At 65.1% G+C, this 26,930-nt stretch carries 22 protein-coding genes and 3 pseudogenes; 8 read left to right on the plus strand and 17 right to left on the minus strand.

The features are described 5' to 3' along the window. Positions 1-251 precede the first annotated feature (251 nt). From SJY41_RS09170 to SJY41_RS09205, 8 genes are all read right to left on the minus strand, one after another. A complete protein-coding gene (locus tag SJY41_RS09170) occupies positions 252-1,847 on the minus strand; it encodes an SMP-30/gluconolactonase/LRE family protein (protein ID WP_380781036.1) in 1,596 nt (531 codons plus the stop codon). Beyond that, entirely contained in the window at positions 1,847-3,268 is a 1,422-nt protein-coding gene (locus tag SJY41_RS09175; RefSeq protein ID WP_380781038.1) for an aldehyde dehydrogenase family protein, read from the minus strand. The genes SJY41_RS09170 and SJY41_RS09175 overlap by 1 nt, the downstream gene beginning before the upstream one ends. 135 nt (positions 3,269-3,403) lie before the next feature. Then, complete coding sequence (locus tag SJY41_RS09180; protein ID WP_380781040.1) at positions 3,404-5,239, minus strand: thiamine pyrophosphate-binding protein; 1,836 nt, start codon at positions 5,237-5,239, stop codon at positions 3,404-3,406. Continuing rightward, positions 5,236-6,597 (minus strand): SRPBCC family protein, encoded by a 1,362-nt coding sequence (locus tag SJY41_RS09185; RefSeq protein ID WP_380781041.1) that lies wholly within the window; start codon positions 6,595-6,597, stop codon positions 5,236-5,238. Before SJY41_RS09185 ends, SJY41_RS09180 begins: the two co-directional genes overlap by 4 nt. A 70-nt stretch (positions 6,598-6,667) precedes the next feature. After that, a complete protein-coding gene (locus SJY41_RS09190; protein ID WP_380781043.1) occupies positions 6,668-8,527 on the minus strand; it encodes a flavin-containing monooxygenase in 1,860 nt (619 codons plus the stop codon). Between the two features lie 259 nt (positions 8,528-8,786). Continuing rightward, positions 8,787-9,278, minus strand: coding sequence for a nuclear transport factor 2 family protein (locus SJY41_RS09195; protein WP_380781045.1), 492 nt, complete (start codon positions 9,276-9,278; stop codon positions 8,787-8,789). 28 nt (positions 9,279-9,306) lie between these two features. Next, on the minus strand, positions 9,307-10,068 hold the full coding sequence (locus SJY41_RS09200) for an SDR family NAD(P)-dependent oxidoreductase (RefSeq protein WP_380781046.1): 762 nt from the start codon (positions 10,066-10,068) through the stop codon (positions 9,307-9,309). A gap of 24 nt (positions 10,069-10,092) precedes the next feature. Next, positions 10,093-11,541: an NAD-dependent succinate-semialdehyde dehydrogenase gene (locus SJY41_RS09205; protein ID WP_380781048.1), complete on the minus strand. Its 1,449-nt coding sequence runs from the start codon at positions 11,539-11,541 to the stop codon at positions 10,093-10,095. 286 nt (positions 11,542-11,827) lie between these two features. Here SJY41_RS09205 and SJY41_RS09210 point away from each other — a divergent pair, with 286 nt between their 5' ends. From SJY41_RS09210 to SJY41_RS09220, 3 genes are all read left to right on the plus strand, one after another. Beyond that, entirely contained in the window at positions 11,828-13,096 is a 1,269-nt protein-coding gene (locus SJY41_RS09210) for an amidohydrolase family protein (protein WP_380781050.1), read from the plus strand. A gap of 55 nt (positions 13,097-13,151) precedes the next feature. Next, positions 13,152-13,415 (plus strand): hypothetical protein, encoded by a 264-nt coding sequence (locus tag SJY41_RS09215; protein WP_380781052.1) that lies wholly within the window; start codon positions 13,152-13,154, stop codon positions 13,413-13,415. A gap of 399 nt (positions 13,416-13,814) precedes the next feature. Next, positions 13,815-14,849, plus strand: coding sequence for a dihydrodipicolinate reductase (locus SJY41_RS09220; RefSeq protein WP_380781055.1), 1,035 nt, complete (start codon positions 13,815-13,817; stop codon positions 14,847-14,849). A 4-nt stretch (positions 14,850-14,853) separates the two neighbouring features. On the opposite strand, the pseudogene SJY41_RS09225 reads toward SJY41_RS09220, so the two are convergent. The 7 genes and pseudogenes from SJY41_RS09225 to SJY41_RS09255 form a co-directional block, all read right to left on the minus strand. Beyond that, positions 14,854-15,936: pseudogene (locus SJY41_RS09225) on the minus strand (ATP-binding protein). Positions 15,937-15,997: 61 nt separating this feature from the next. Continuing rightward, positions 15,998-16,096, minus strand: a complete 99-nt coding sequence (locus SJY41_RS09230; protein ID WP_380781057.1) for a winged helix-turn-helix domain-containing protein — start codon at positions 16,094-16,096, stop codon at positions 15,998-16,000. Between the two features lie 302 nt (positions 16,097-16,398). Then, positions 16,399-16,679, minus strand: a pseudogene (locus tag SJY41_RS09235) (response regulator); the annotation flags it as partial. A gap of 85 nt (positions 16,680-16,764) precedes the next feature. Next, positions 16,765-16,941, minus strand: coding sequence for a hypothetical protein (locus SJY41_RS09240; protein ID WP_380781059.1), 177 nt, complete (start codon positions 16,939-16,941; stop codon positions 16,765-16,767). A gap of 27 nt (positions 16,942-16,968) precedes the next feature. Continuing rightward, positions 16,969-17,181 (minus strand): TolC family protein, encoded by a 213-nt coding sequence (locus tag SJY41_RS09245; protein WP_380784094.1) that lies wholly within the window; start codon positions 17,179-17,181, stop codon positions 16,969-16,971. Next, entirely contained in the window at positions 17,087-17,500 is a 414-nt protein-coding gene (locus SJY41_RS09250; RefSeq protein WP_380781061.1) for a TolC family protein, read from the minus strand. The genes SJY41_RS09245 and SJY41_RS09250 overlap by 95 nt, the downstream gene beginning before the upstream one ends. Before the next feature lie 52 nt (positions 17,501-17,552). After that, positions 17,553-18,202 (minus strand): annotated as a pseudogene (locus SJY41_RS09255) (transposase); the annotation flags it as partial. A 290-nt stretch (positions 18,203-18,492) separates the two neighbouring features. Between SJY41_RS09255 and SJY41_RS09260 the strand changes: the two are divergent. Further along, on the plus strand, positions 18,493-18,657 hold the full coding sequence (locus tag SJY41_RS09260; protein WP_380781063.1) for a hypothetical protein: 165 nt from the start codon (positions 18,493-18,495) through the stop codon (positions 18,655-18,657). Here SJY41_RS09260 and SJY41_RS09265 read toward each other — a convergent pair. Next, positions 18,654-20,282 (minus strand): alpha/beta fold hydrolase, encoded by a 1,629-nt coding sequence (locus SJY41_RS09265; RefSeq protein WP_380781065.1) that lies wholly within the window; start codon positions 20,280-20,282, stop codon positions 18,654-18,656. The genes SJY41_RS09260 and SJY41_RS09265 overlap by 4 nt on opposite strands. Before the next feature lie 177 nt (positions 20,283-20,459). Here SJY41_RS09265 and SJY41_RS09270 point away from each other — a divergent pair, with 177 nt between their 5' ends. From SJY41_RS09270 to SJY41_RS09285, 4 genes are all read left to right on the plus strand, one after another. Then, the gene (locus SJY41_RS09270) at positions 20,460-20,933 is read left to right on the plus strand and encodes a DoxX family protein (RefSeq protein ID WP_380781067.1); all 474 of its coding nucleotides are present in this window, start codon (positions 20,460-20,462) and stop codon (positions 20,931-20,933) included. 62 nt (positions 20,934-20,995) lie between these two features. Beyond that, the gene (locus SJY41_RS09275; protein WP_380781069.1) at positions 20,996-21,676 is read left to right on the plus strand and encodes a cupin domain-containing protein; all 681 of its coding nucleotides are present in this window, start codon (positions 20,996-20,998) and stop codon (positions 21,674-21,676) included. 2 nt (positions 21,677-21,678) lie between these two features. Then, entirely contained in the window at positions 21,679-23,223 is a 1,545-nt protein-coding gene (gene glsA / locus SJY41_RS09280) for a glutaminase A (protein ID WP_380784095.1), read from the plus strand. A 190-nt stretch (positions 23,224-23,413) separates the two neighbouring features. After that, a complete protein-coding gene (locus tag SJY41_RS09285) occupies positions 23,414-25,039 on the plus strand; it encodes an alpha/beta fold hydrolase (RefSeq protein ID WP_380781071.1) in 1,626 nt (541 codons plus the stop codon). Here SJY41_RS09285 and SJY41_RS09290 read toward each other — a convergent pair. Beyond that, the gene (locus SJY41_RS09290) at positions 24,953-26,665 is read right to left on the minus strand and encodes a GMC family oxidoreductase (protein WP_380781073.1); all 1,713 of its coding nucleotides are present in this window, start codon (positions 26,663-26,665) and stop codon (positions 24,953-24,955) included. The genes SJY41_RS09285 and SJY41_RS09290 overlap by 87 nt on opposite strands. Between the last annotated feature and the right edge of the window lie 265 nt (positions 26,666-26,930).

A 26,930-nucleotide genomic window follows, 5' to 3' on the forward strand; every position in this document is an offset into this window, starting at 1 on the left:
GGAATAACTAGGCAATAACCCCGGTTAGCAATGCCCCGCAACTAGGCCCCGGCCTTCGCCGGGGAGGTGCAGGTGGATGGAAGTACAATTCCTTCCAATCGTAACCACGAACACCCACCCAAAGCTTGTTTCCCCGCGAAGGCGGGGATCCAGACTGGGCACCCGCCTTCGCGGATGAACACGGAGCGGTGGGATACCGTGGTTTGGTCGGCTCGGACCGTCTCCTAGTTGAGTCAGCAGCACCCACTAGGCTAGCCAGCCCGCAGCTTCAGCACGCTCCCCTCAGCATCGCCGGAAACATAGAGCGTGCCATCCTCGCTCACCGTGATATCCGCGAAAGGGATCATCGGGCCGGCCATGTCGCCGATCGGGCCGAGTAACTTGGGGGCGACTCCAGCGGGCGCGCCGACCGGCAGGTTTGAGGCGATGCGCCGCGATACACCCGTCGCGAGATCGATCTCGGATACCGTCTTGGCGACCGCGTCGACCACGAAGAGCTTACCTCCATACGCCGCCAACCCTTGCGGCGCATGCAGCCCGTCGATCACCGTCTCTGCCCTGCCGGGAGTGATCTTCGAAACGCGCCCCGCCCCGGTTTCGGCGACGTACACGCTACCGTCGTTACCGATCGCGACGCCCATCGGCTTGTCGAGCCCGGTCGCGAGTTCGGTCACCCCGCCGCCGTGCGCGGACAGCACCCGGCCGGTGGCGTATTCGGCAAACACCACCGCGCCGTCGCTGGCGATATCGACACCCATCAGCTGGTCGTAACCGGTCGCAATGACGTCACTTTCGCCGGCGCCAGGCCGATACCGCGCCACTGCGCCCAAGCCCGTCGTCACCACCCACTCGCCAGGCGCGGATGCGACCGCACCACGCAGATAGCCCGGGCAACCAGGATAGAAGATCATCCCCGCGAGCGTGAGCGTCCCGCCCGGCACGAGCGTGTAGCCGAACGTGCCATCGGCAACGAACAGCACGCCGTCCGCGCCGACCGCGAGCCCGAGCGGCCATTGCAACCCGCGCGGGATGACCGACCGCGTCTTGCCGATGCCGAGAATCTCGGTGATCTCGCCGGGGATGCTCGAAACGAAGATCCGGTCGCCGACGAAGCTGATGTTATCCAGGCCCGGACCGAGGTCTGCGAGCACTTCGCGCGTGCCGGCAACCGGATCGATCCGCAACACCTGCCCGCTCGCGACCTGCGTTGAAACAATCCGGCCCTTCGCATCGAACTTCACCGAATCAGGTACGCCGAGATTGCCCGCGACCACTTCCGGCGTGCCGCCGTCGAGGCTGACCCGCCAGATCTCGTTGGTGCCCATCACCGGGAAATACAGCAGGCCGTCGGGTCCGACCTCGAACGCATTCGCCATCGGCACGCCTTCGAGGATCACGCGCGGCGCGCCGCCGTCGAGGCTCAGTTCCATAATCCGCGCGCCGACCCGGCATTCGCCCGCGATCAGCCGCCCCTGATGCCAGGTGATAGGGTTGGCGACCGGCATGTCGCCCTGGATGACCCGGACGCTCCCATCGGGCGCCAGCATCGAAACGCGTCCCTCGGTAATTTCGGTCGCATAGAGATTACCGGCCTCGTCGAACACGATGTCGTCGGGTGCGACGATCCGGCCGCCCATCGGACTGATCGCCTCGACGGAACCGGTCTCGATATTTACCGCGCTAATCTGGCTGGCCGTCACCTGTGCGACATAAAGCCTTCCGTCGGCGCCGGTGCGCAAGCCGTTGGCGCCGTACAGGCGACTTGACGGCGTTGCGCGCGCCAGCGTCCATCCGGGTGCGGCGGTCGCAGCGGCGGGCGCACTGTAGCGGCTGAGCAGAGCGGCCATCAGGCCGGGGCGTAACCGAGGAGCGACTTCACTTCGAGATATTCGTGGAAGCCGAATTCACCCCATTCGCGGCCGTTGCCACTCCGCTTGTAGCCGCCGAACGGCGCATGGAAGTCGAAGCCGCCATTGATGCTAATCCAGCCGGTCCGCATCCGTCGCGCGACCGCGCGGCACTGATCGAGCTCGGTGCCGTTGACGTAGCCGGCAAGCCCAAAGCTGGTGTCGTTGGCGATCTCGACCGCGTGGTCGATGTCGTCATAGCCGATGATGACGAGCACCGGCCCGAAGATCTCCTCGCGCGCGACGACCATGTCGTTGGTGCCGACGAACACGGTGGGCCGCACGAACCAGCCCTTATCGATCCCATCTGGCCTGCCGAGCCCGCCCGCGATCAGCGTCGCACCCTCATCGAGACCCTTCTGAATATAGTCCTGGATGCTGTCGAACTGCGCCTTGGAAACGACCGGGCCCATCGCGACATTGCCCTTGGGATCGCCGACCGTCACAGCCTCCGCCGACGCCTTGGCCGCCGCGACCGCCTCGTCGAGCCGAGCCGCCGGGACCAGCAGGCGCGAGCCGACGCTGCACGTCTGACCCGAATTGCCCATCATGCCGCCGGTCGCCGCCGCCACGTTCTGCGCCATTGCATCGTCGTCGAGTACGATGAACGGGCTCTTGCCGCCGAGTTCGAGCGCGACGCGCTTGACCGTTGTCGCAGCATCCTGCTGGATTTGCACGCCGACCGGTTCGGAGCCGGTGAACGATACCATGTCGACATCGGCGTGGATCGACAGCGCAGTACCGATGACGCTGCCGGAACCCTGCACCATGTTGAACACGCCCGCCGGTACGCCCGCGTCGTGGAGGATTTCTGCGAGAATCTGCGCGGAGAACGGCGCGAGCTGCGGCGGTTTCAGGATCATCGTGCAACCGGTGGCGAGCGCGGGGAAGATCTTCACGCAGGTCTGGTTCATCGGCCAGTTCCACGGGGTGATGAGCGCGCACACGCCGACCGGCTCGCGCGCGATCATCGTCGCACCGCGCTGTTCGTCGAACTTGAACTCGCGCAGCACTTCGATCGCGGTCTGGAGGTGGCCCGCACCGAGCCCGACATGGAAGCCATGCGCGAGCGAGGCCGGCGCGCCCATTTCCTCCATGATCGCGTCGCCGAGTTCGGTCTGACGCCTGGCATATTCGACCTGGATTGCCCCGAGCAGGTCGAGGCGTTGCTCGCGCGTCGTCTGCGACCAGCTTGCAAACGCGCGACGTGCGGCGGCAACCGCCTTGTCGACATCCGCGACCGAACCCGATGCGATGACGCCCGCGCGCTCTTCGGTCGCGGGGTTGATGACATCGGCGGTCCTGGGCTCGGCCGGATCGACCCAGGCGCCATCGATGTAGAACTGCAGATATTCGCGCATGGGTCTCTCCTAAATATCACGCCCTCCCCTTCAGGGGAGGGTCGGGGGGGGGGATTTACGGTCTCGCAGAGATCGGCGCCGGTGCTCGCGGCACTCCCCCACCCCAACCCTCCCCTGAAGGGGAGGGAGCCGAACTTACTGCGTGCCCTCGGCGTACCAGGTGCGGAACCTGTCGTATTTCGGCATCTCTTCGGAGTTCGCCTTGGGGTCGATCGGCACGTGGATCACCGCCGGGCCGCCATGCGCGTAGGCGCGGGCGATCGCCGGCCCGATCTCGTCCGCGGTCTCGACATATTGCCCGTAGGCGCCAAGCCCCTCGGCGATCTTGTCGAAGCGCACCTTGTTGCTCCAGTGCGTACCGGTTTCCGCGGTGCCGAGGCCGAAGGTGCGCTTGTAGACGCCGACCTCGAGGCCCCATTGGAAATCGACCGCCACCACACAGACCAGCGGCAGGTTGCGGCGCACCGCGACCTCCAGCTCGCCGATGTGGAACAGGAACGACGAATCCGAGGTCACCAGCATCCCCGGACGAGTCACACCGGTCTCGGCGATATCGGCAAGCATAGCGCCCGTCGCGTACGGCAGTCCGGTGCCGATATGCCCGTAATTCTGGTTCCAGATCACGTCGTTTGGCTTACACTGGTTATAGGTCCAGCCGAAGATCACCGAGGCGCCGCCGTCGCGGATCATGATCCCGCCCTCCGGGAACGCCTTGGTCGCCTCGACGATGAAACGCGAGGTGTGGACCTGCGTGTTAGCCGTACCGTCGCTCTTGGTCAGCGTCTCCTCGGCGAGGCTGTCGAGTTCCGCCTTGCCGTCGCGCATGAACTTGGCGAGCTGTTCGCCCGCCTCGCGTCCCTTGCCCAATGCGCGCGTCAGCTGCGGCACGACCGCGCGGAGATCGCCGACCAGCGGCACGTCGACCGCACGGTTGACGCCGATCGCGGTTGGGTCCTGCTGGACGTAGATCCATTTGCGGTTCGCCTCGCCCGCATGCCAGTGACGCCAGCGGCCGAAATGCACGGGCTCGCCGAGTTCGGTGCCGAGCGCGACGACCAGATCGGACTCCTCGACCGCCTCGATCGACGCATCGGAGAATACATACTGGAAGGTCTTGTCCTCGAGCCCCTTGATATAGCTCGTCCCGCCCGACGTCTGGATGACCGGGCAATTCATTAGCTCCGCTAGTTCCTTTACCTTCGCCCCCGACTGGCTGGTATAAACCGCATGGCCGACCAGCAGGATCGGGTTCTTCGCGGCAAGAATCAGCTCGGCCGCCTCGGCGATCCGGTCGCCGTCGGCGCCCTGGTTGACCAGGCGATAGCGGTGCGGCGGCAGGACCGGCGGCACGTCGAGTTCCTCGAGGATGATGTGGCTGGGGTATTCGACATAGGTCGGCCCCGGCGTGCCGGACATCGCGATCCGGATCGCCTCGCGGATCACCTCGTCGGTCTGGTCGGCATATTCGATAGACCCCGAATATTTGACCGAATCCTCGATCATCGGCTCCTGCCGGACGAACTGGATACGCCCACGACGCACGCGCCGCTCGGTGACGCGCGCACGCTGGCCACCGAGGAAGATCACCGGCGAATTCTCGACCTTGCAGCACTGGATCGCGGGCATCATGTTCGCGAGCCCCGGCCCAAGCGTGCCGAAGCACAAGGCCGGCTTGCCGGTGATGCGCGACGCCGCCTCGGCCATGAACCCGGCCGCTGCCTCGTGATGCGGCGATACCACCGTCCAGCCGCGCGCCTCCGCTTCGAGGCACAGATGTACGAAGTTCGGATCGGGGATGCCGAACAGCGTCTTGATCCCCTCCGCCTCGAACAGGTCGAGGACGCGCTTGTAGACGGGAGTGCCGCCCGCCTTCAGCGAGAGTTCGGAGGTTGCCGTATTTGTCGGCGCGGCCTGGCCTGGCAGCAACGAGATAGGCTGGGCGGGCTTGGGCTTCGGGTCGTCGTAGCTCATGGCAGTAACCTCGGTTCACCGGTTCCCATGAACTCGGCCAGATTGCGGTGGAAATTGGTGATCTTGCGTTCCTGGTGCGGATTGGGCAGCGGGCCGCGGAAGCCGCGGGATTTCATGCCCTTCTGCACCCAGCGCATGTTCGAGAAATCCTGCGCCAGCACCGCGCCCCAGTGTTCGGCGGTGGGCTCGGCATTTTCCCATTGCGTCGCGGGTTCTTGCCCATCGGGGTAGCGCTCGATCGCGTAGGATTCGAAGATGCACATGTTCGGGTCGTCGCCGAAGGGCCGCGCGCGATAGCAGAGCGCGAAGGTAATCCCCTGCAGCACTGACATGTTAGGAAAGACGTGCCAGGCGAGCCCCGCTTCGGCGGTCACGTCGGGCGGGATCTCCGGCCAGACCACGCCGCGCGCGGCGTCGTCGGCCTTGGCCGATTTCATCCAGTGCGCGATCACCTCGCCCGCCGGGGTTTCCTCGGGCAGTTCGTGCTGCAGCCGGCTCGCGGCGACGACCAGCGTCTCGGTCGAGGCCGCGTAATTCAGCGTCTCGTAGTTTTCCTTGATCAGCTCGTAGGTCGAGATGCGCGCATCGGCACCCTTGCCGGCGCGCGTCACGCTGGACCCCTGGCTCATCCGGTCGGCGGCATCGCGCTGGTCGAAACCGCTGACGCCGTGCAGGCCGTACGCGGCGCTGTAGGCGTAAAATTCGGCGTAATCGAGCAGCTGGGTGTGCGTGCCGGCGACATGATACGGCTCCATGAACGCCTCGAGCGCGGTCTTCCAGTTGCTGGGATAGACCGTCCATTTGCGCCATTTGTAGCGCATCCTGTCCATCTCGAAATGCGCCAGGATGCGCCCCGCATCGCCGAGGAATTCGGCGAGCGGCGCGGCGTCGGCATCCATGTTGATCCACACCCAGCCGCCCCAGGTGTCGACCTGGACGCGCGACAGGCAGGTCCGCTCGGGCGTCAGCGCACCCATCCAGTCCTGCGGGTCGAGCACGAAGATGTTGTTGCCGTCGCGGTCGAACGTCCAGCCGTGGAAGCCGCAGACGAAGTTGCGCCGGTTGCCGCGGACGCTGTGGACATCGTCAGGCGTATCGATCAACTGCCGGCCGCGATGCGGGCAGACATTGTGGAACGCGTTGAAGCTCGCTTCACCCGTCTTGATGACGATGATCGAGTCGTCGCAGATATTGTAGGTGACGAAGTCGCCGACCGCGCGGAAGTCCTCGACGCGCTCGACCATCTGCCAGACCTTGGGCCAGAGCTTCTCCTTCTCGGCCTCTGCATACTCGCGCGACAGGAACGCTTCGACCGGATAGGTGAGTGGTTCTGCGAGGTCTTCGACGGAGATGTTCACAGGACTGATCCTTCCCTTAGAGGACCGGTTCTTCGGTCATCGGCATCCGAAGTCCAGCCCGCGCCACCATTCACCGCCCGTGCGATTTCGCGCTCGATCCGGTCAGCGACAGCCCCTCCAGATCGCCCTTGTCGCGCCATGACGTCAGCAATGTCTGGAATGCGTTCCAGCCGGGCGCATAGGCGCGGAACAGGCGCCATTTGGCTTTGCCCTCCCCCTCGCCTTCGTTGTTAAAATAGCTTGGCGTGCACTCGCGCGAGAAGGCAGACATATCGATCTCGTTGCCTTCGAAATGCGCGACATACGCATCCATCGCAGTCTGCGTCGGCTCCACGACGGGCGTGCCACGCTTGAGCGCTTCGGCGATGATGTGCGCGATGTGATAGCCTTGCCGGCCGTTCTGCTCGGTCACCGACGCATTCAGCCCGCCCTGGATATACCCCATGTAGAACTGGTTGGGGAAACCGGCGGTCATCACGCCGTGGAAGGTGCGCGGCCCGTCGCGCCAGTGATCGTAGATCGACGCGCCATCGCGGCCTTCGATCGTGTCGATGCCCCAGCGCCGCTCGAGATCGCTCGTCACTTCGAACCCGCTGGCGAAGATCATGCAATCGACTTCATATTCCTTGCCGTTCGCGACGAAGCCCTTCTCGGTCATCGCCTCGACGCCCTTGGCGAGCGAGACGTCGACCAGTTCGACATTGGGGCGGTTGAAAGTCGGGTAATATTCGTCGCTGGACAGCGGGCGCTTGCACAGGAACCGGTAATAGGGCTTCAGCGCCTCCGCGGTCGCAGGATCCTCGACCAGGTCGTCAACCCGGCGCCGGAGCCGTTCCATCACGCGGAACTCGACTACGTCGCGCTTTGCCATGAACTGCTCTGGGGTCAGCGCGGGCCACCCCTCCTCGGCGAGTTCGGCGGCGAGGTTGCGGCTGATCTCGGTCCAGATATCGCAGATCAGGTCCTCGTCGCCGGGATGGAATGCCTCCATCGCCGCGCGGTGGAAATTGATCTGTCGTGTGTTCTGCCACCCCGGCTGCAGCGACTTCGCCCAGTCCGGATCGGTCGGGGGATTGGGTCGCTCGTCGACGCTGGACGGGGTACGCTGCACGACATAGGTCTGCTTGGCGTAACGCCCGAGATACGGCACGATCTGGATTGCGGTCGCACCGGTGCCGACGATCGCGACGCGCTCGTCAGCAAGGTTGTCGAGCACCGGATTCTCGTAGCTTCCGCCGGTATAGTCATAGTCCCAGCGCGCGCTGTGGAACATCTTGCCCTTGAATTTTTCGATGCCGGGAATGCCGGGCAATTTCGGCATGTTGAGCACGCCGCTGGCGATGATCACGAAGCGCGCATGGATCTCGTCGCCGCGGTTAGTCGAGACGCGCCACCGATCGATCTCGGCGTCCCAGCGAAGCCCCTTTGTCTGGGTGTGGAACAGCGCCTTGTCGGCAAAACCGAACCTTTCCGCGATAGCGCGCGCGTATCCCTGGATCTCGCGACCGTCGGCAAATTTGCGAGACGGCATGAAGCCGGTCTCTTCGAGCAACGGCAGGTAGATATAGGATTCATTGTCGCACTGGATGCCAGGATAGCGGTTCCAGTACCACACGCCGCCGAAGTCGCCGGCCGTGTCAACAACGCGAAAATCGGTGATGCCCTGCTTGATCAGTTGATAGGCCGCCATGATCCCGGACCAGCCTGCGCCGAGCACCACGACATCGGTATCTTCGGCGATCGCATCGCGCGGCGTTACCGGCTGGTGCGGATCCGTGACGTAGTCCTCGACCACGTCGCCGGTAAGGCGTGCATATTGCTCCTGGCCCTCGGTCCGCGTGCGCTTGTCGCGCTCATGCGCATAGCGTGCTTTCAGCGCGGGAATATCGATCTCGTCGGCCGAGGGCGTCCGTGATGGCAGGCAGGTCATATCCACTCCCGGATTTTCTCGTTGAGCCAACCCTAATGAACATCTCTGTCTATTACCAAGGTGGCTGCGTAGAATCCGCGGGAGCGATGGGTTTGCAGATCGGGGTCAAGGCGCGTCGGCTTTCGATCCTCCCCCGCCAGGGGAGATGGTGCCGAAGGCGACGGAGGGGGAGGACACGGAGCCAGCGTTATCGCTTCCCGCCCCTTCCGTCTGGCAAGTGCCAGCCACCTCCCCATGCCGGGGAGGATTGCGAAGTCGTCTACGCCTTGCGTACGAACGTCGGCTCATCCACCCCGGGCATACCCGGGAACGCGCCATAATCGGATGGGACGACGAAGCCGCCGCTCAGGTCGGTCGGGCCGTGATAGGCCATTGTCCAGTGCCGCCACTGGAACCGCCACGCGCCGTCCTGTTCGACATACCGGTCGTAATAGGTGCCGAACGTGATCGCGCTGGTGCCGTCGTGCTTCTTGGCAAATTCGGTGACTTGCAACCGGCCGATCGCAATGCCCTCCCCGACCTCCAGGATCGGCTGGCCGACGACGAGCTGGATCCGCTCGCATCGACCGAGCAGCTTTCCGCACGCCTCAGCGATCTCCTCCCGACCGGTCATCACCATACCGGCGATCTTCCAGATGCCGTCGGGCGCGAAGCAGTCCGAGAACGCGGTCGCGTCCTGGCGCCACACCGCGTCGACGAAACGCGCGTGCAGCTGCCGGATGCCGCAATCGGCTGTCACGAAATCGGTCATCGTCTGCTCTCCAGGAAGTGTGTCGTCGTCAGCGCGGCGCCATGCGGATCGCGCCGTCGAGCCGGATCACCTCGCCGTTGAGCATCGGGTTGGCGACGATCGCACCGACCATCTGTGCATATTCGCTGGGCTTGCCGAGCCGGCTCGGATGCGGAACCTGCGTGCCGAGCGAGTCCTGCGCGGCCTGCGGCAGTCCCATCAGCATCGGCGTGAGGAAGATGCCCGGCGCGATCGTGACGACGCGAATACGATGCTGCGCCAGGTCGCGCGCCGCCGAGATCGTCAGGCCGACGACACCGCCCTTCGACGCCGCATAGGCCGCCTGCCCGATCTGCCCGTCATACGCCGCGACCGACGCGGTGTTGACGATCACGCCAGCCTCCTCGCCGTCTATCCCGGCGGCGATCAGCCGCGCGGCGAACTTCGAGATCATGTTGAATGTGCCGATCAGGTTGACCTCGACCGTCTTGCGGAACGCCGCGAGCGGATGCGCCACGCCGTGTTTGTCGACGATCCGGATCGCGGGGGCGACGCCCGCGCAATTGACCAGCACGCGCGCCGGTCCGTGCAGCCGCTCAGCCGCTTCCAGCGTCTCGGCGACGCTCGTATCGTCGGACACGTCGACCTTGAAGTACGCACCGCCCAAAGTCTTTGCCACTGCGGTGCCGACCTCTTCGTTCAAGTCGAAGATTGCGACCCTCGCGCCGGCTTCCGCGAGCATCGTCGCGGTCGCGTTGCCAAGCCCCGATGCGCCGCCCGTGACGATCGCCGCTACGCCGTTCAAGTCCATCTCATATCCTCGTGTTGTTGCGGCTCAGAGCCCGGCCATGCAGAGATATTTGAGCTCGACATAATCCTCGATCCCGTGGCGCGAACCTTCGCGGCCCATGCCCGATTGCTTGATCCCGCCGAACGGGGCGACCTCTGTCGAGATGATGCCTGTGTTGATCCCGACGATACCGACTTCCAGCGCCTCGCCAACGCGCCACGTCCGCGCCAGATCACGCGTGTAAAAATACGCCGCCAGCCCGACCTCGGTATCGTTCGCCAGCGCGACCGCCTCGTCCTCGGTATCGAATACGAAGATCGCGGCTAGCGGCCCAAACGTCTCTTCGCTCGCCAGCGCCATATCGGAGGTGCAGTCCGACACGATCGTCGGCTCGAAGAAGCTGTGCCCAAGCGCATGCCGCTTGCCGCCCGCCACCAGCTTGCCTCCCTTGGCGAGTGCATCGGCGATGTGCTCCTCGACCTTGGCAACCGCGGTATCGTCGATCAGCGGCCCCTGCGCGACGCCCTCGCCGGTACCAGGCCCGACCTTCAGCTTGGCCACCACCGCGGCGAGCTTGGCCTCGAACGCCTCGGCGACATCGCGCTGGACGAGGATGCGGTTGACGCACACGCAGGTCTGCCCGCTGTTGCGATATTTGGAGGCCATCGCCCCTTCGACCGCGGCATCGAGATCGGCGTCGGCGAAGACGATGAACGGTGCGTTCCCGCCCAGTTCCATCGACAGCTTCTTCATCGTCGGCGCACACTGCGCCATCAGCGTCTTGCCGACCGCGGTCGACCCGGTGAAACTCAGCTTGCGCACCACCGGGCTGCCGGTCAGCGCGGCACCGATCACGCGCGACGACCCGGTGACGACGTTGAACACGCCCTTGGGTATCCCCGCCCGCTCGGCCAGCACCGCGAGCGCGAGCGCGCTGAACGGCGTCTGCGTCGCGGGTTTGAGGACCATCGTGCAGCCCGCCGCCAGCGCCGGCGCCGCCTTGCGCGTGATCATCGCGGCAGGGAAATTCCACGGCGTGATCGCGGCGACCACGCCGACCGGCTGGCTGATCACGACGATCCGGCTGTCGGCGCGGTGGCTCGGGATCACTTCGCCGTAGAGGCGCTTGGCTTCCTCGGCGAACCATTCGACGAACGACGCGGCATAGGCGATCTCGCCCTTGGCCTCGGCGAGCGGTTTGCCCTGCTCGCGCGTCAGGATCATCGCCAGATCGTCCTGCTCCGCGATCATCAGCTCGAACCAGCGCCGCAACAGCTTCGATCGTTCGCCGGCCGTCTTCGCTCGCCAAGCCGGCAGCGCAGCCTCGGCGGCAGCGATCGCCGCATGCGTCTCGTCCGCGCCCAGCGATGGAACCGCACCAAGGACCTCACCGCTTGCAGGATCCGTCACGTCGATCGCACCGGCCCCGATCCATGCGCCGTCGACATAGCATTGCTCGCGCAGCAGTGCCCGATCCGTCAGCGTGAAAGTCATGCGTCTTGCTCCGTGGAATGGTCGGCGTTTTGCGGGGCGGTCCCTACGCCGTCAATGAAGCCCGGCAGGCATCGCCCGCGCGGTGCCCGCCCAGCGGCCAATTGCCGGTCCATCGCCCGGGCGGACTTTGCACGGCACGACCGTCTCAGGGTGGATAGCCACCCGGCGATGCGCGTATGTCACTGATACTGCGTTTCCAACGAGACGCCCGAGATAAGCCCGAGACAAAGCCGGTACGAACCAGATCAACGGATCGGCCGAAAAAACGGATTGGATGGAGGACATCATGGCGGATAACGACACCAAGGATCTGGCTAGCGACGCACGGAAATACTGGTCGGCGGAGGGCTATACCCGTGGCGGCGTGATCCGCGAGGTCGACTATGCCACGCAGTCCGGCGGACTTGCCGAGGATCTTGCCGGCATCAAGATCGTCGACACCGACACGCATCTTACCGAGGCACCCGATCTCTTCACCTCGCAGGCACCGGCGAAATTCAAGGACCGCGTCCCCGTCGTGCGTCGCGTCAACGACGTCGATCGCTGGTTCGTCGGCGACCGCGATTTCGGGTCGATGGGCGGCAACGTCATCAGCAAGGACAACAACAAGCTGCTCGGCCGCCTCGCCTTCCCGACGCTGGACGAGGCACATCCCGGTGGCCACGAGGTCAAGCCGCGGTTGCAGGCGATGGACGACATGGGCGTCTATGCGCAGATTTGCTATCATAATTCTGGCGTGACTCAGGCCGGATCGCTGATGTCGCTCGGCGACAACGAGCTCGCGGTCGAAATCATCAAGATGTACAACGACGCGGCCGTCGAGCGGCAGCGCGTCTCGGGCAACCGGTTGTTCACGATGGCGCATCTGCCGCTGTGGGACAAAGCGGCGCTCGACAGGGAAGCGCGTCGCTGCATCGACATGGGGCTTAAGGGCTTCGTGCTGCCCGACACGCCCGAGCGCGTCGGCGTCCCCTCGTACATGCATTCATACTGGGATGACTTCCTCGACCTGTGCAGCAGCACGGGCACGCCGATCAACTTCCATCTGAACGCGGCGATGGATCCGACCACGCTGACCTGGGAAGGCTTCGCATTCGAACAGACGCTGTCGGTGGTCGCGACGATGTTCTCGATCGGCAACGTGGCGACGCTTGGCAACTGGATGGTCAGCGGTCGGCTCGACAAGCATCCCGGCCTCAAGATCGGCCTGATCGAGAGCGGTATGGGCTGGATCCCGTTCGCGGTCGAGGCCCTTGAGCATCAGTTCCAGGAGATGCTGCCGAACCGCGCGGGCGGCGTGCTGCAGAAGACGCCGTGGGAATATTTCCACGATCACTTCTTCGGCACCTTCTGGTTCGAGACGATCGGCCCGCGGCTGCTGCTGGAGACGATCGGCTTCGACAACATGATGTTCGAAACCGACTTCCCGCATCCGACCTCGCTGTATCCGGGCGTCCAGAAGCACATCCAGAAGTCGCTCGGCGGCTATGACTACAGCATCAAGAAGAAGGTGCTCGAGACCAACGCGGTACGGATGTACAACCTGCCGTTCTGATCACAGGCGATACCGGCCCGCCGTTCGAGCGACGACGGGCTGCAAGGGAGCAAGTATGACCAAAGCACCAGACGATACGCTCCGCGCCGTCGCCAACCGCGTGATCGAACTCGAGGAGGAGCTAGAAGCCTCCGGCGTCGCGACGATCGACGGCAGCGAACTAGAATGGAGCCGTGCGGCCTTGCACAAATGGGTCGACGATGTCGTAGGCGTCGTCGTCTCGCCGGGGTTGGGGCGTGTCACGGTGATCCATCCGGGCGGGAAGCGCTCGTCGATCGCCTCCTCGACGCTGCCGTATCTGATGAGCAAGCCGCTTTAGGACCGATGGCATGCGGCACTGAGTATATCTCAGGAGTTGTGTCTCGGGGTTATATGTCGCGCGCACAAACCTTGTTTCCCTGCGAAGGCGGGAACCCAGACTGGGCTCCCGCCTTCGCGGGAGAACAATAAGCGGGCCTGCATTGGCACGCACGTCCGACTGATTCCGGGATTCGCCCTCCGATAGTCAGGGTCTGAGTTTAGTCACTGCATAAATGCTCGGCTGGTAGTCCGCGCTTAAGACCGACCGAAAAAAATTCCCCCTCCGGGCGGGGGCCGGGGCCCAGTTGGAAGGCCGCAGTAACGCTACGCGGATCTCACGACAGCCGTCCCCCAAATGGGCCCCGGCCTTTGCCGGGGGGACTAAGAGCACCGGCGACCGCAATAAGGGAAAAGAGCGATGCCCGAGCCAACCCTTCGCGTGATCCAATGGTCGGTCGGCAACATCGGCCGGCAATCGTTGCGCGGCGTGATCGCGCACCCGCGCATGGCGCTGGTCGGTATCTACGTAGGCTCCCCCGACAAGGCCGGACGTGACGCCGGCGACCTGTGCGGCCTTTCCGATACCGGCATCATCGCGACCAGCGCGATCGACGACATCCTCAGCCTCGACGCGGACTGCGTGCTCTACATGCGGCAGGCCTGCGATTACGACGAAGTCTGCGCGTTGCTCGCATCGGGCAAGAACGTCGTCACCACGCGGTCGGAATTCCACCACCCGTCGACAATGGATCCAGTGATCCTTGCGCGGATCGAAGCCGCGTGCGTGTCCGGCGGAACCTCGATCTACAGCACCGGCAGCAGCCCGGGGTTCGTCACCGAAGCGCTCGTCCTGCCGCTGCTGTCGCTGCAACGCCGGCTCGATTGCCTGACGATCGACGAGTTCGCCGACGTATCCCGCCGCGACAGCCCGGCGATGATCTTCGACGTCATGGGTTTCGGCGCGGCACCGGGCCCGATGGACGGCGCCAAGCTCGCGCATGTCCGCGACAGTTTCCTCGCATCGCTGAACCAGATCGCCGACGCGATCGGGCTGCCGTTCGATGCGACCAGCGTCGAAGGCGAGGTCGCGGTCGTGACGAGGGACACACCCATCGCCGCTGGCGTCCTGAAAGCCGGCACCGTCGCAGCGCAACGCATCACGATCATTGGCCTGCACGATGGCAAGCCGGTCCTCCGCTTCCGCGCGCACTGGTATTGCGCCACCGAACTCGACCGCGACTGGACGCTGTGCGAGACCGGCTGGCATGTCTCGGTCGCTGGCGACACGCCGATGGAGGTCGCGATCACCTTCCCCGTCGCGATGGAAGATTATGCGGCGGTGATGCCCGGCTACACCGCGCACCGCGCCGTCAACGCGGTCGCCGCGGTGTGTGCCGCGCAGCCCGGGATCCGCACTACGATCGACCTTCCGCAAGTCGTCGCGACGTTCTGAACCCTTACGCCGCGGGAATGGAGACCGAGAAGCACGCGCCCGATCGATCCGCACGGTTCTTTGCGGCGATCCTGCCACCATGTGCCTCGACCATCTTGGCCGCGAGCGTGAGGCCGATGCCGCTACCGGGCCTGCCCTCGCGCTTGTCCGCGCCAGCACGCTAGAACGGGATGAACAGGCGGTGTTCGTCCTCGGGCGCGAACCCGTCGACCTCGTCGATGATGCTCGCGACGCACCGCCCGTTCGCATTGACGAGCGACACGGCGATCCGGCTTTCGGGCGGCGCGTGCTTTACGGCGTTGGTGAGAATGTTCGTGAAAATCTGTGTCAGCCGTACCCGGTCGCCGAGCACGACGGCGGGGACGTACATCTCGGTCCATGCCACCGGCACCAGCGCGCTCGACGCCCGCAGGTCAGTCACCGCCGCGCGCAGGACATCCCCTAGATCGATCTGAGTGCGCTCAAGTTCCAGCTCCCCCGCATCCGCATGGGCCAGAGTCCGCAAATCCTCGACCAGCGTGGAGAGTTGTTCGACCTGCCGGAGCAACCTGTCGGCCTCGCCCTTGTCGGGATCGATCACGCCGTCAGCCAGTCCGTGCAGCCGGCCCTTCAGGATCGTCAGCGGAGTGCGCAGTTCGTGCGCAATGCCCGCGGTCAGGACGGTCCGTTCGCGTTCATACGCCTCGATCTCCGCCGCCATCCGATTGAAACTCGCGATGAGTTCGCCGGTCTCGCCCGATCCGCCCCGAGGATCGACGCGGACCGACCGGTCGCCCGCGGAAACCTGCGCAGCAGCACGAGCGACGGCTGTGATCGGTCGGCTGATCCGCCGCGCAACCACGGTGGCGATGCCCCCCCCCCCGGCGAGGATTGAAATCAGACCAATCGAGGCGATGAAGCCGAGATCGGTAATTCGCGGGCCATCGTCTCTATACCGGTTGAACAGGTCGTAATAGCGGTCGCTGCCGCGCTGACCCGATCGGACGAGCCAGTCGAGTTCCGCGCGTGCCTTGGGCGGCATGTGGCGAGCGACGTTGTCGAACCGGTAGTACATCGCCGCGTAATAGCCACCCAGCCCGACGACCATCGTCAGCCAGTCAGCGCTGCGAGCAAAACCATCCGCGTGACAATACGGTTCAGTATTCGGATCATAGCCTGTACCCCACGCCCCGTACCGGCTCGATCATGTTTGCGCAGCCCGCAGATACAAGCTTTTGGCGCAATTTCGACAGATGACTGTCGACCACCCGGTCATAGGCATCGCTGTCGGGCGATGCGGCCTCCAGCAGTTCGCACGCGGGAAAGCGCGACGCGGCTGGCGTCCCATGTGCGCCAAAATCTCAAATTCCGATGGCGTCAGAGATACACGGACCAGACCACCGCTCGACTGATCCTTGCAGGTTACCACGCGCGCCGCGAGATCGATCGTCAGCGCGCCGACCTTCAGTGTTCGACGCCCCGATGCGCCCGGCGTTCGCCGAAGTACGGCGCGGATCCGCTCGATCATCTCCGAAGGATTGAACGGTTTGACGACATAATCGTCGGCACCCAGCCGCAGCGAGGAGAGTTTGGTCACCTCGTCGTCGAACGCGGTCACCATGATCACTGCGGTATCAGCTCGGCGATGGATCGCGGTCAGGACATCGAGGCCATCACCCCGGGCAACCCAAAATCGAGCAGCACGAGATCCGGCTGGAACTGCGAATGCGGGCGGATCGCGTCCCTGACGTTGCCTGCCTGCTGGACCTCGAATCCTGCGCGTTCGGCGTAGGCGGTCAGAAGCTCCGCGATCGCTCGCTCGTCCTCCACGATCAATACTCGGCTTGCCATCGTCGTCCTTTCGACGGGAGCTATCGTCGACGATTGTGGAGGATTGATCGAGGACCATTTTTAGCGAGCCGGGTTCCCATTCCATCTAGCCTGTCCGCACACCACCACTCAGCGCCGTGTAAAGCGAGACGCTGTTCTGCAAATCTGTTGCCCGCACCTCGAGCAGCGACTGTTCGGCGGAGAACAGGTTACGTTCGGCATCCAGCACTTCGAGATAGATCGCAATGCCGTTGTCGTAGCGCAGCCGCGCAGTCCGGGCCAAACGGCGTTGTGCCTCCGCTGTGCGAGTCTACGCGGCGATCTGCTCGGCATAGTGCTGGCGGGCGATAAGCGCATCGGCGACCTCCTGGAATGCGCCCTGCACCGTCCGCTGATACGCCGTGTCCAGCTCGTCGGCCTGCGCGCTGTTAAGCCGTACCTGTGCGGTGCGCCGTCCCCAGTCGAAGATCGGCAGGTTCAGCGTGCCGCCGTAATTGAATGCCTCGCTGCTTCCTTTGAACAGATGCCCAGCGTGGGTGACAGGAAGCCGTAGCCCCGCTCAGCGAGATCGTCGGGAAGGACGCCGCCCGTGCGGCGCCGATATTGGCGTTGGCCGCGCGCAAATTATGCTCGGCTTCCAAAATATCCGGTCGTGCCGCCAGCAACGAAGACGGGAGACCCGGTGCGATGTCCCGCACCTGGCTGGGTTGCAGCACGGGCCGCGCGGCCGGCAATGGCGTGATGGATGGGCCACCGATCAGGACGTCGAGCAGGTTGCGCGATCGCGCGGTGGTCCGCTTTATCTCAGCGGGTTCGGTCTGCGCCTGTGTCAGCAGCAGCATCGACTGGTCGAAATCGACCGTCGACGTCACCCCGGCGTCGAGCCGCTTCCGTAGTCATCTGGTCATGCACGAAGTCCAGACTCCAGCGCTGGTTGGGCAGCGCCAGCACGGGGGCCGGTGCCCGCGCGCCGACGGCGCGCTTGCGTCCCTTCCGGCGACGTACCGTCAAACCCTCTTCGCGGTAAAGCCGCTAGGTCTTCTTGCGGTTGATCGTGATGCCGTCCCGGCGCAGCAGGATGTGAAGCCACCGATAGCGGAACCGCCGGCGCTACTGCGCCGGCTCGCGCAATCGCGACCGCAAGTCGCCATCATCTCCCCGGCACGAGCGGTACCGCATGCTCTTGCGAACCGCTCCGACGACAGCACGCGCCCGCCGCTCGCTCATCCCCAGCGCCGTCTGGAGGTGCGCGACCGCTTCCCGCTTCGCGGCGGGCGTCACCATTTTTTTGAAAGCAGGTCCTTCAGACCTGCGTTGTCGAGCATCGTGTCCGCCAGCAACCGCTTGAGCCGGCCGTTCTCCTCCTCGAGTGCCCGCAGCCGCTTCGCATCGGACATCTCAAGGCCGCCGAACTTGGCCTTCCACGCATAATAGGTCGCGCTCGACATCCCGTGCCGCCGGCACAGATCCGTCACCACCGCACCAGCCTCGGCCTCCTTCAGGATGCCGATGATCTGCTCTTCCGAAAACTGCTTCCGCTCTATCTGTCCGTCCCTTCTTCCGGGTCGGACTCTAGCTCCAGCCGGAGGAAAAAACGGGGGTCACGTCAGCGGACGGCATGTCATTTGAGCGCACCAACGCGGCTGCGACTTGATTCAGTTCGGCGCGCCAGTCTCCCGCACCCTAATACCACGCACGGATGCATCGTTTCCACGCGGCGATCAACGTGCGTACCTACGGCATCATCTCATTGATGCGGGTGCCGGGCGTGTCCGGCATGAAACCCGTTAGGATTGCGTGCCAGCGTTCCTGCGATGATCTGGAAAGATACAATATGCCTCTCCCCTCGAAACTGAGCATTGCCCAGGCGATGATCGTCACCGCAGCGACTGCCTTCAGTACGACGCTGTGCCTGCTGGCGGTCGTCGGTCCCGTTTACGATCGCCTCGCCCACACGACCTTGAGCAGCCCGCACATCCGCCCGAGCGCACTCGCCTAGCCGAGCGGCACCGGTGTCGACAGGAACTGCCGCACATGCGCGACGAACGCCAGCGAAGCGGGTTCTCGCCCGAGCAGCAGGTGGTTGTCGCTGTCGAGCGTGACGAACTCTGCGCCCGGTATCTCGGCGGCCAACTCGCCGCCGGTCGCCAGCGGAATACGCCGATCGCCACGCGCGTGCATCACCAGCGTCGGCGCCTGCACATCCTTCAGGATCGCGCGCACGTCGATATCGGCGAACACTTCGAGATAGCGCGCGGCATTCTCGGCGTTGACGGTCTGGCGCTGGAAGATGTTGAACCAGTCGAGTTCCTCGGCGGTCGCGCTAGGCATGAAGGTTGCCGTCACGACCTGTCGGTACGCGGCATCGGTACGCCCCCAACCCTGCCGGACGAGCGTGATGATTGCCTCGCGTTCCTCGACCACGTCCGGCGTGGCGTCGATCCGCCAGCCTGCCGCGTATCCGCCCCACAAGATCAGGTGGCTGACGCGTTCGGGATGGCGCACCGCATAGGCGATCGCGACCGCGCAGCCTTGCGACAGGCCCAATAGCGGGAAGCGATCGATCCCGGCGGCATCGACCACCGCTTCCAGATCGCAGACGAACGCCTCGAAATTGATGTCCGTCACGCGCGCTTCCGACATGCCGTTGCCGCGCTCGTCGTAGCGCACGAACATGTGGTCGCGCGCGAGCTCTTGGAACAGCGGCGCCCAGATCGGCGCATCCCAGTCGAGCTCGAGATGGTTGAGCCAGTTCGCCGCCTTGACCAGCGGCGGTCCGTCTCCGACGCAGGCATAGGCAAGCCGAACGCCGTCACGCGCCTTGCAAAACTGGATCTTCTGCCGCTGCAGCATGTCGTGCGATGGGAGCGCGGAGATCGGCGGTTCGCGCGTTCCCGCTAAGGGCGGTGGCAAGCCGGCTTCGCTTACCGCGTCGGCAAAGCTGCGCTTCGCGACCTTCGCATCGTCCTGCCGCCCGAGCTGTTGCAGCGTCGCCTGCAGCTGAACCGCCGCATCGGCATTGAACGGATCGGCCTCGAGCCACTCGCGTGCCCAGGGCAGCCGAACCTCCGGCGACAGCGCGATTGACACGACGAAGCGATGCAGCAGCGATCGACGCAAGCGCTCGGCCGCGGCGCGCTCTGCGGCGAGCCAGATCGCGAACCGCTCATGCCGCGGCATGTCGAGACCCGCCAATAGCGGTTCGCGCAGGGCCACCAGAGCGGCCATCAGATCGCTCGCCACTGGTGGCTCCGCATCGAGCGCGTGATGGGCGCGCTGCAGGTCAACGACAAATCCCTCGCGGTCGATCGCGACCGCCTCGCGATCGGCGATCAGGCGACGGCGGCCGTGATCGACGACCGGTCGCAATTTGCTCAGCGACCAGCGCAGCGCACCACGCGGATCGTCGGGCCCTTCGTCCCACAGCAGGTCGCACAAGTGTTCACGACGCTGCGGACGGTCCGCCAGCAGTAGATACGCGAAAAGCGCCCGCGTCTTGCGCGACGCGGGCAGGTCAATCGTTATAGATTCGGACGTTATCGCCAGAGAACCCAATATGTTGACGACCAGACTGGGCAAATGATCGATCGATACGGCCTCTCGACGTGAGAAACCATTTACCACGCTTCCCTCGTCAATGTCCACGCAGGCTCAATCGCCGGTCTCCACGCCGGAGGGCGAGTGCACGATCAGATAGCGCGGCATGAAGTCGCGCCGAGGTAAATTGGATCGCGCGCTCATGACTACCGACTCTTCATATCCAATCTCGAACGCCCGGCGACGATCTCGTTCGAACTCGGCGTGTTCGAAATCGGTGTCGCTGTGACGTTCTGGCTCGATCTTGGGGGCGTCGCAGCGCGGTCGGACAACCAGTTTCCCGCACGGGAGCGCCCGGCGCTTTCTACCGCGACGTGTACCGGTCGCGTCCTGACCGGGATCGTCGTCGTGCTGCTGTTCGCCGATGCGGTCGCGCAACTCGTATCGCTACCGATCCTGCGCGCCGACGTTGAGGCGACCGGCTTTCCCTTCGCGTTGTCGCCGGTGGTCGGGACGATCACGATGACCTGCGTCATCCTCTACGCCAATGCGAGGACCGCCCTGCTCCGTGCGATCCTGCTGACCGGATTTCTCGGGGGTGCGATCTGCCTGCACCTGCGGCTCGGCGAGATCGGTTCGCCGCCACAGATCATCTCGCTGGTGCTCGGCATCATGACGTGGGGCGGGCTCTACCTGCGCGAACCCAGGTTGCGCACGCTGCTTCCGCTCCGCGCCTGACGCTCCATCCCTTCCTGCCATTCAATTACGCCGGCACCTCGGGTGCCGGCGAAGGACGCGACATGACTATTTCGATGCACACGCTCCCCGCCCCGTTCGCCCGTGCCGCGACGCTCGACACGACGCGCTTCTACATGGGAAGCCTGATGAGCTTCCTGACCACCGGCAGCGAGACCGGCGGCGGCCTCGCGTTGATGGAGTATCAGGGCAAGCCCGGTAACGAGCCACCGCCGCATATCCACCTTTGGGAAAACGAGATCGTTTATGTGCTGGACGGCATCATGGAGATGTATTGCGGCGATGCGGTCATGCTGCTCCATCCCGGCGAGATGGCGTTCATCCCATGCGGTCGACCGCACGCCTTCTATATCCGCTCGGCGCAATTCCGCGCGCTGGCGATCGTCCAGTCGGTCGGCGAGCAGCCCGTCGCGCTCGATGCCTATTTCATGCAGATGAGCAGCCCCGCCACGAGCATGACGCTGCCGGCGGACCCGGTCACCTACCAGACGGAGGACCCGGCGCATCCCGTCGCGGTGGCCGCCGCGCACGGGATGCAGATCCTGTCGCCCGACGAAGCCGCCATCGCCCTGCCGCGCTACCCCGGCTTCGACAACCCCGGCTTGGGCAATGTCGATAGCGTCCGCGCCGACGCTATCACGCAGCCGACGCGCAACCAGTCGCTGGCGGTGTTCGGTGCCGTCGCGGGACTATGGCCGCTCGCCGCCATAGAGACTGCGTCGTGACGATGCGCCTGGACGAAGACGCTAATGCGCGGAAACTCTACGAGGGATTGACCGATGGCGGCGAGCGGTCGCGGACCGCGATCGAGCGGGTGCTGCGCGACACGGGCCTGGCAATCGACGATCCCCGCCTGCGCGAACTCGACGCGTTGATGCAAGGCTATGCGCAGACGGTCGACATTCCGTTCGAGGCGATCGCGCCCGCACTGGCCGGCGCGAACCGGACGTTGCTCAGCCGTGCGCTGACCGGCGACCTTGTGATCCCCGACTTCACCGCGTTCTGCGCAGAGATCACCGGCATGTTTGAAGGGGTGCGCGACTGCCGCGAGGGCGAGGTCGCCGCCTATATCCCGCAGCTCGCCCGCGCAGATCCCGACGGCTTCGCGGTCGCGGTCTGCACTATCGACGGGCAGCGCTTCGCGATCGGCGACACCGCGACGCGCTACTGCGTGCAATCGACGTGCAAGCCGATCAACTATGCCATCGCGCTCGACCGACTCGGCGTCGATGCGGTCCACCGCCATGTCGGCCGCGAGCCATCGGGGCATTCGTTCAACGCGATCACGCTGAACACTGCCGGCCTGCCGCACAATCCGATGATCAATGCGGGTGCGATCATGTGCGCGTCGCTGATCGCGCCGGAACAGTCCGCTGCGGACCGGTTCGACACGGTAATGCAGACCTGGAGCGCGCTCGCCGGCAAGGGGGCGGTCGGCTTCGACAACGCGGTGTTCCTATCCGAGCGCGACACCGCCGACCGCAACTTCGCACTCGCCTATTTCATGCGCGAGAACGGCGCCTTCCCCGAGGGCACCGACCTGAAGGCGACGCTCGACCTGTATTTCCAATGCTGCTCGATCACCGTCGACGCGCCCGGCATGGCGACGATCGCCGCGACGTTTGCGAATGGCGGCGTCTGCCCCCTGAGCAACGACCGCGTCTTCACCAGCGACACGACCAAGAATTGCCTGTCGCTGATGGCGTCGTGCGGCCTGTACGACTTCTCCGGCGAATTCGCGTTCACCGTCGGGCTGCCCGCCAAATCGGGCGTGTCGGGGGCGCTGTTCATCACCATTCCCGGCGTCTGCGGGATCGCAGTCTGGAGCCCGCGGCTCGATGCGCTCGGCAACTCGGTGCGCGGCGTCGAATTCGCGCGACGGCTGGCCAGGCGGTTCGCATTCGACGGTTTGGTCGATACCGCGGAACAGACCGACCCGCGCCGCCGGTCGGCCGAGGCCGCGGTCGATCAGGCAACCTATTTCTGCGCCGCCGCGGCCAAGGGCGACCTGACCGAATTACGTCGCCTGGTCGCGCGGTCGATCGACGTGAACCTTACGGATTACGACGGTCGGACCGCGCTGCATCTGGCCGCGAGCGAAGGTCGCGCCGACGTGCTCCGCTATCTCCTGTCGCTCGGCGCCTCGACGGACGTGGCCGACCGCTGGGGCAATACCCCGCTCGATGATGCACTACGCCATGGCGATGCCGAGAGCATTGCGGTGCTGCAACCGATCTTCCCACGCGGGTCGATCGAAGCCTTGGCGTATTGATCGCCAAGCCGTCGCCAATCTGAATACGTGCGCTTAATAGAACGCGCGCGTCTTGTTTTCCCGCAACCGCGGGAGCCCTGTCCGGATTCCCGTCCTCGCGAGCAAACACGCTACGCCCCGGCGCGCGATCCGACCGCTTCCCAAGCGCACGGCCCCCAGTCTCGCGGCATCATATCGGCCCACCAAATTCATGAGTCATCTCGCTATAGCGACGCTCGGCATCCTGTCGGTTTCTCAATCGAGCGACGCAGTACCGCTGCCCCCCTCGCGCAAGACGCGCGCACTGCTCGCCTATCTCGTTCTCGCGACACGCCCGCAGCGTCGCGAGCATCTGATCGATCTGTTCTGGAGTGATGGTCCCGACGATCCGCGCGGTGCGCTGCGCTGGTCGCTCAGCAAGATCCGCGCCCTGATCGATACGGATCGCCCACGGATCATCGCAGACCGCGAGACCGTCGCGTTCGATGGCGGCGAGGTCGCGATCGACCTTCATGCCGCCCGCCAGATCGGTCCCGACGCATCGGTCGATGAGATCGTCGCGTGTCTGACTGCACTGCGCCAACCCCTGCTCGCGGGGATCGATCTTCCTGACAACGCGGCGTTCCAGGCCTGGCTGATGGCCGAACGCGAGGTGGTCGCACGGTTACGACGCACGCTGCTCCAGCGCCTCGTCGGCGAGATGCCACTGACGCACGAGGACCGGCTCCCCTGGTGCCGCGAATGGTGCGAGGTCGATCCGTTCAATCTTGAGGCCGCAACGCGGTTGCAAACGACGTTGCGGGACCTCGGGCGGCTGGCCGATGCCAAGCTGGCGGAGCGAGACTTTGCCGCTGCCCTGCGCGATGCTGGACTCGCCCGCCCACCGATCGGATCGTTCGAGCCTGCGCCCTCCCCCGCACCGCCTACCGCCTCGACACCGGTATTGGTCCCCGACCCGTTAACCGATCGTATCGTGCTGCACCGCCAGAGGATCAGCTTCGGCACCGCCGGCGACGGGGTTCGGATCGCTTACGCCTCGGTTGGCGAAGGCCCGCCGCTCGTCAAGGTCCCGAACTGGCTCAACCATCTCGAGCTCGACTGGGATGCACCGGTCTGGGCACCGCTGTTCCACGACCTCGCGCGCGACCACCGCTTCGTGCGCTACGACGGGCGCGGCAACGGCATGTCCGATCGCGACGTCGCGGATATTAGCTTCGACGCCTTCGTGCGTGATCTCGAGGCGGTCGTCGACGCGGCCGGGCTCGATCGCTTCCCGCTGCTCGGCATTTCGCAGGGCTCCGCGATCGCGATTGAATATGCCGCACGGCATCCCGAGCGCGTCAGCCACCTGATCCTGTGGGGCGGTTTCGCGAGCGGCTGGCGCGTGACCGGCACGCCCGACGTCCGCAAGGAACGCGAGGCGATCCTGACGCTGGTCCGTCAAGGCTGGGGCCGCTCGGACCCCGCGTACCGCAAGCTCGTGACGTGGAAGTTCATGCCGGGTGCATCAGCCGAGGAGCTCGACTGGTTCGACATCTTCCAGCGCGAGGCGGTCAGCGCCGAGAACGCGGTGCGCTTCGCCAATGTGTTCGCGGATATCGACGTGCGCCACCGGCTCGCGGGCGTGACCGTGCCGACGCTGGTGATGCACGGCCGGGGCGACCGCAACGTTCCTCTGGCCGTCGGCAGCGCGCTCGCCGCGGCGATCCCCGGTGCCGAGTTCGTGACGCTCGACACCGACAATCACATGCTACTCGGCCGGGAGCCGGCGTCCGCGGCCTTCGTCGCGCATGTCCACCAGTTCCTTGCCGAAGAACGCGGGGGCATCGATCGCTGACCGCATGTCGGGCGACCGCGCGGCCATCAACAGCGCCGCCGCACGTTCGCCGATGACCACGCACGGTGCCATCGTGTTGCCGGTCGTCACGCGTGGCATGATCGAAGCATCGACGACGCGCAAATTGGCGATCCCGTAGACGCGCAGCTCGGCATCGACGACCGACATCGCATCGCGCCCCATCTTGGCCGTGCCCGACTGATGCCAGACGGTCGAGGCGGTATCACGCACGAATGCGGTAAGTGCGGACCGGCTCAGATTGCCCGGCATCGCCTCGCGCTTGACGAACGGGCGCAACGCCGCGCCGTTTCCGATATCCCGACACAGTTCGACGCTGCGGACCAACGCCGCGAGATCGTCGGGATGAGCCAGTGCGTTCGCCTCGATCCGGACCGGCGACGCGGGAGATGCGCCGGTAAGCGTGACACTCCCCCGGCTCTTCGGCCTGACGAGCCCTGGCAAGAGCGACCATGCCGAGGTCGGCGGCGTGTACCGTTCCAGCGCGTCCTGCGCGACGATCGGCGCCTCGGCGATGAACGCCTGGATATCCGGCGTTGCCAGCTGCGGATCGCTTTTCCAGAAGAAGGTCGCCTCGCCCAGATTGTTGCGCGGGACGATCGGCTCCGGGCTTTCCCAGACGCAGCCCGCGACCATCACGTGATCCTGGAAGTTACGCCCGACGCCGGGCAAATGCTCGGCCAGCGCGATACCGTGGCTTTTCAATTGCGCTACATCGCCTATGCCAGACTGCATAAGGACCTTCGGCGTGTTGATCGCACCGAGCGACAGGATCGTCTCGCAGCGCGCGCGGATCTGTCGCCACTCGCCGTCGACCACGATCTCGACGCCCTTTGCCTCGCGACGTTCGATCAGCACCCGCGTCACCGTGGCATGCGTCAGCACGGTGAGGTTCGGCCGCGCCATCGCGGGGTACACGTACCGCCGGAACACCGACGATCGCAGCCCGCCGTCGATCGCGAGATTGCAGATCGCGGCACCGCCCGGCCCTTCCATCATCGCGCCATTGGGATCGGCGAACGTGGCGATACCCGCATCCGCAGCGCCGCGAAGCAACGCGCCGGCGACCGGATGCGGGTCCTGCGCAGGTTCGACGTGGAACAGTCCGCCCTGCCCGCGTCGCAGCGGGTCAGGCATCCCACGCCAATCCTCGATCCGGCGATAGATGCCGAGCACGGACTCGTAGTTCCAGGCGTCGTCGCCAGCTTCGTGCGCGAAATAGTCCCAGTCGGTCTGGTGACCGCGCGACCAGACCATCACGTTGATCGACGATCCGCCGCCCAACCCCTTGCCCATCGACAACGGCATCGCGCGGCCGTTCAGATGCGCGCTAGGCTCCGCGACGAACCCCCAGTCGCGCTCGCTGCCAAGGTTGGTCGGCCAGAGCAACGGCTTGGACACGCTTGGTCCGACGTCATTACCTCCCGCCTCGATCAGCAACACGGTGACGTCCGGATCATCCGCCAGCCGTCGTGCCACGACAGACCCCGACGATCCTGCGCCACAGACGATATAGTCATACTCGCCGAGATCGTCGGCACGCCGCCTGAGTTGGTTTGCTGCAACACGAACCGCAAAGGCAGCCGCGGTTTCGTCGTCACGCTTCATGGAAGACACTCCGCGAAGCGAGGTTTCGGCAACAGGGGCATGGCCCATTAAATGACTCATCGTTTTTACATCCTCGATCGAGGCGCCCGAATATTGGGTACCGCCACGATCCGTTTGCGCGAGAGACCGTGTAGCCGCCGGGGATGACGGCGTAGGAACAGGCGCCGCAGGCGTGGTAATCCCGCATGGTCCCGTCTGATCTGCGCAAGGTTCAGGCCGTTGCTTATCGTGGCATCAAGCCAAGACCACGGTCACTGCGACATTG

The organism is Sphingomonas sp. R86520, assembly GCF_042466285.1.
GTDB lineage: Bacteria > Pseudomonadota > Alphaproteobacteria > Sphingomonadales > Sphingomonadaceae > Sphingomonas.

Coding starts and splice junctions, on each gene's coding strand:
- SJY41_RS09170 (WP_380781036.1), bottom strand. CDS start 1,847: ATGGCCGCTCTGCTCAGCCGCTACAGTGCGCCCGCCGCTGCGACCGCC.
- SJY41_RS09175 (WP_380781038.1), bottom strand. CDS start 3,268: ATGCGCGAATATCTGCAGTTCTACATCGATGGCGCCTGGGTCGATCCG.
- SJY41_RS09180 (WP_380781040.1), bottom strand. CDS start 5,239: ATGAGCTACGACGACCCGAAGCCCAAGCCCGCCCAGCCTATCTCGTTG.
- SJY41_RS09190 (WP_380781043.1), bottom strand. CDS start 8,527: ATGACCTGCCTGCCATCACGGACGCCCTCGGCCGACGAGATCGATATT.
- SJY41_RS09195 (WP_380781045.1), bottom strand. CDS start 9,278: ATGACCGATTTCGTGACAGCCGATTGCGGCATCCGGCAGCTGCACGCG.
- SJY41_RS09200 (WP_380781046.1), bottom strand. CDS start 10,068: ATGGACTTGAACGGCGTAGCGGCGATCGTCACGGGCGGCGCATCGGGG.
- SJY41_RS09205 (WP_380781048.1), bottom strand. CDS start 11,541: ATGACTTTCACGCTGACGGATCGGGCACTGCTGCGCGAGCAATGCTAT.
- SJY41_RS09210 (WP_380781050.1), top strand. CDS start 11,828: ATGGCGGATAACGACACCAAGGATCTGGCTAGCGACGCACGGAAATAC.
- SJY41_RS09215 (WP_380781052.1), top strand. CDS start 13,152: ATGACCAAAGCACCAGACGATACGCTCCGCGCCGTCGCCAACCGCGTG.
- SJY41_RS09220 (WP_380781055.1), top strand. CDS start 13,815: ATGCCCGAGCCAACCCTTCGCGTGATCCAATGGTCGGTCGGCAACATC.
- SJY41_RS09250 (WP_380781061.1), bottom strand. CDS start 17,500: ATGCTGCTGCTGACACAGGCGCAGACCGAACCCGCTGAGATAAAGCGG.
- SJY41_RS09260 (WP_380781063.1), top strand. CDS start 18,493: ATGCCTCTCCCCTCGAAACTGAGCATTGCCCAGGCGATGATCGTCACC.
- SJY41_RS09275 (WP_380781069.1), top strand. CDS start 20,996: ATGACTATTTCGATGCACACGCTCCCCGCCCCGTTCGCCCGTGCCGCG.
- glsA (WP_380784095.1), top strand. CDS start 21,679: ATGCGCCTGGACGAAGACGCTAATGCGCGGAAACTCTACGAGGGATTG.
- SJY41_RS09285 (WP_380781071.1), top strand. CDS start 23,414: ATGAGTCATCTCGCTATAGCGACGCTCGGCATCCTGTCGGTTTCTCAA.
- SJY41_RS09290 (WP_380781073.1), bottom strand. CDS start 26,665: ATGAAGCGTGACGACGAAACCGCGGCTGCCTTTGCGGTTCGTGTTGCA.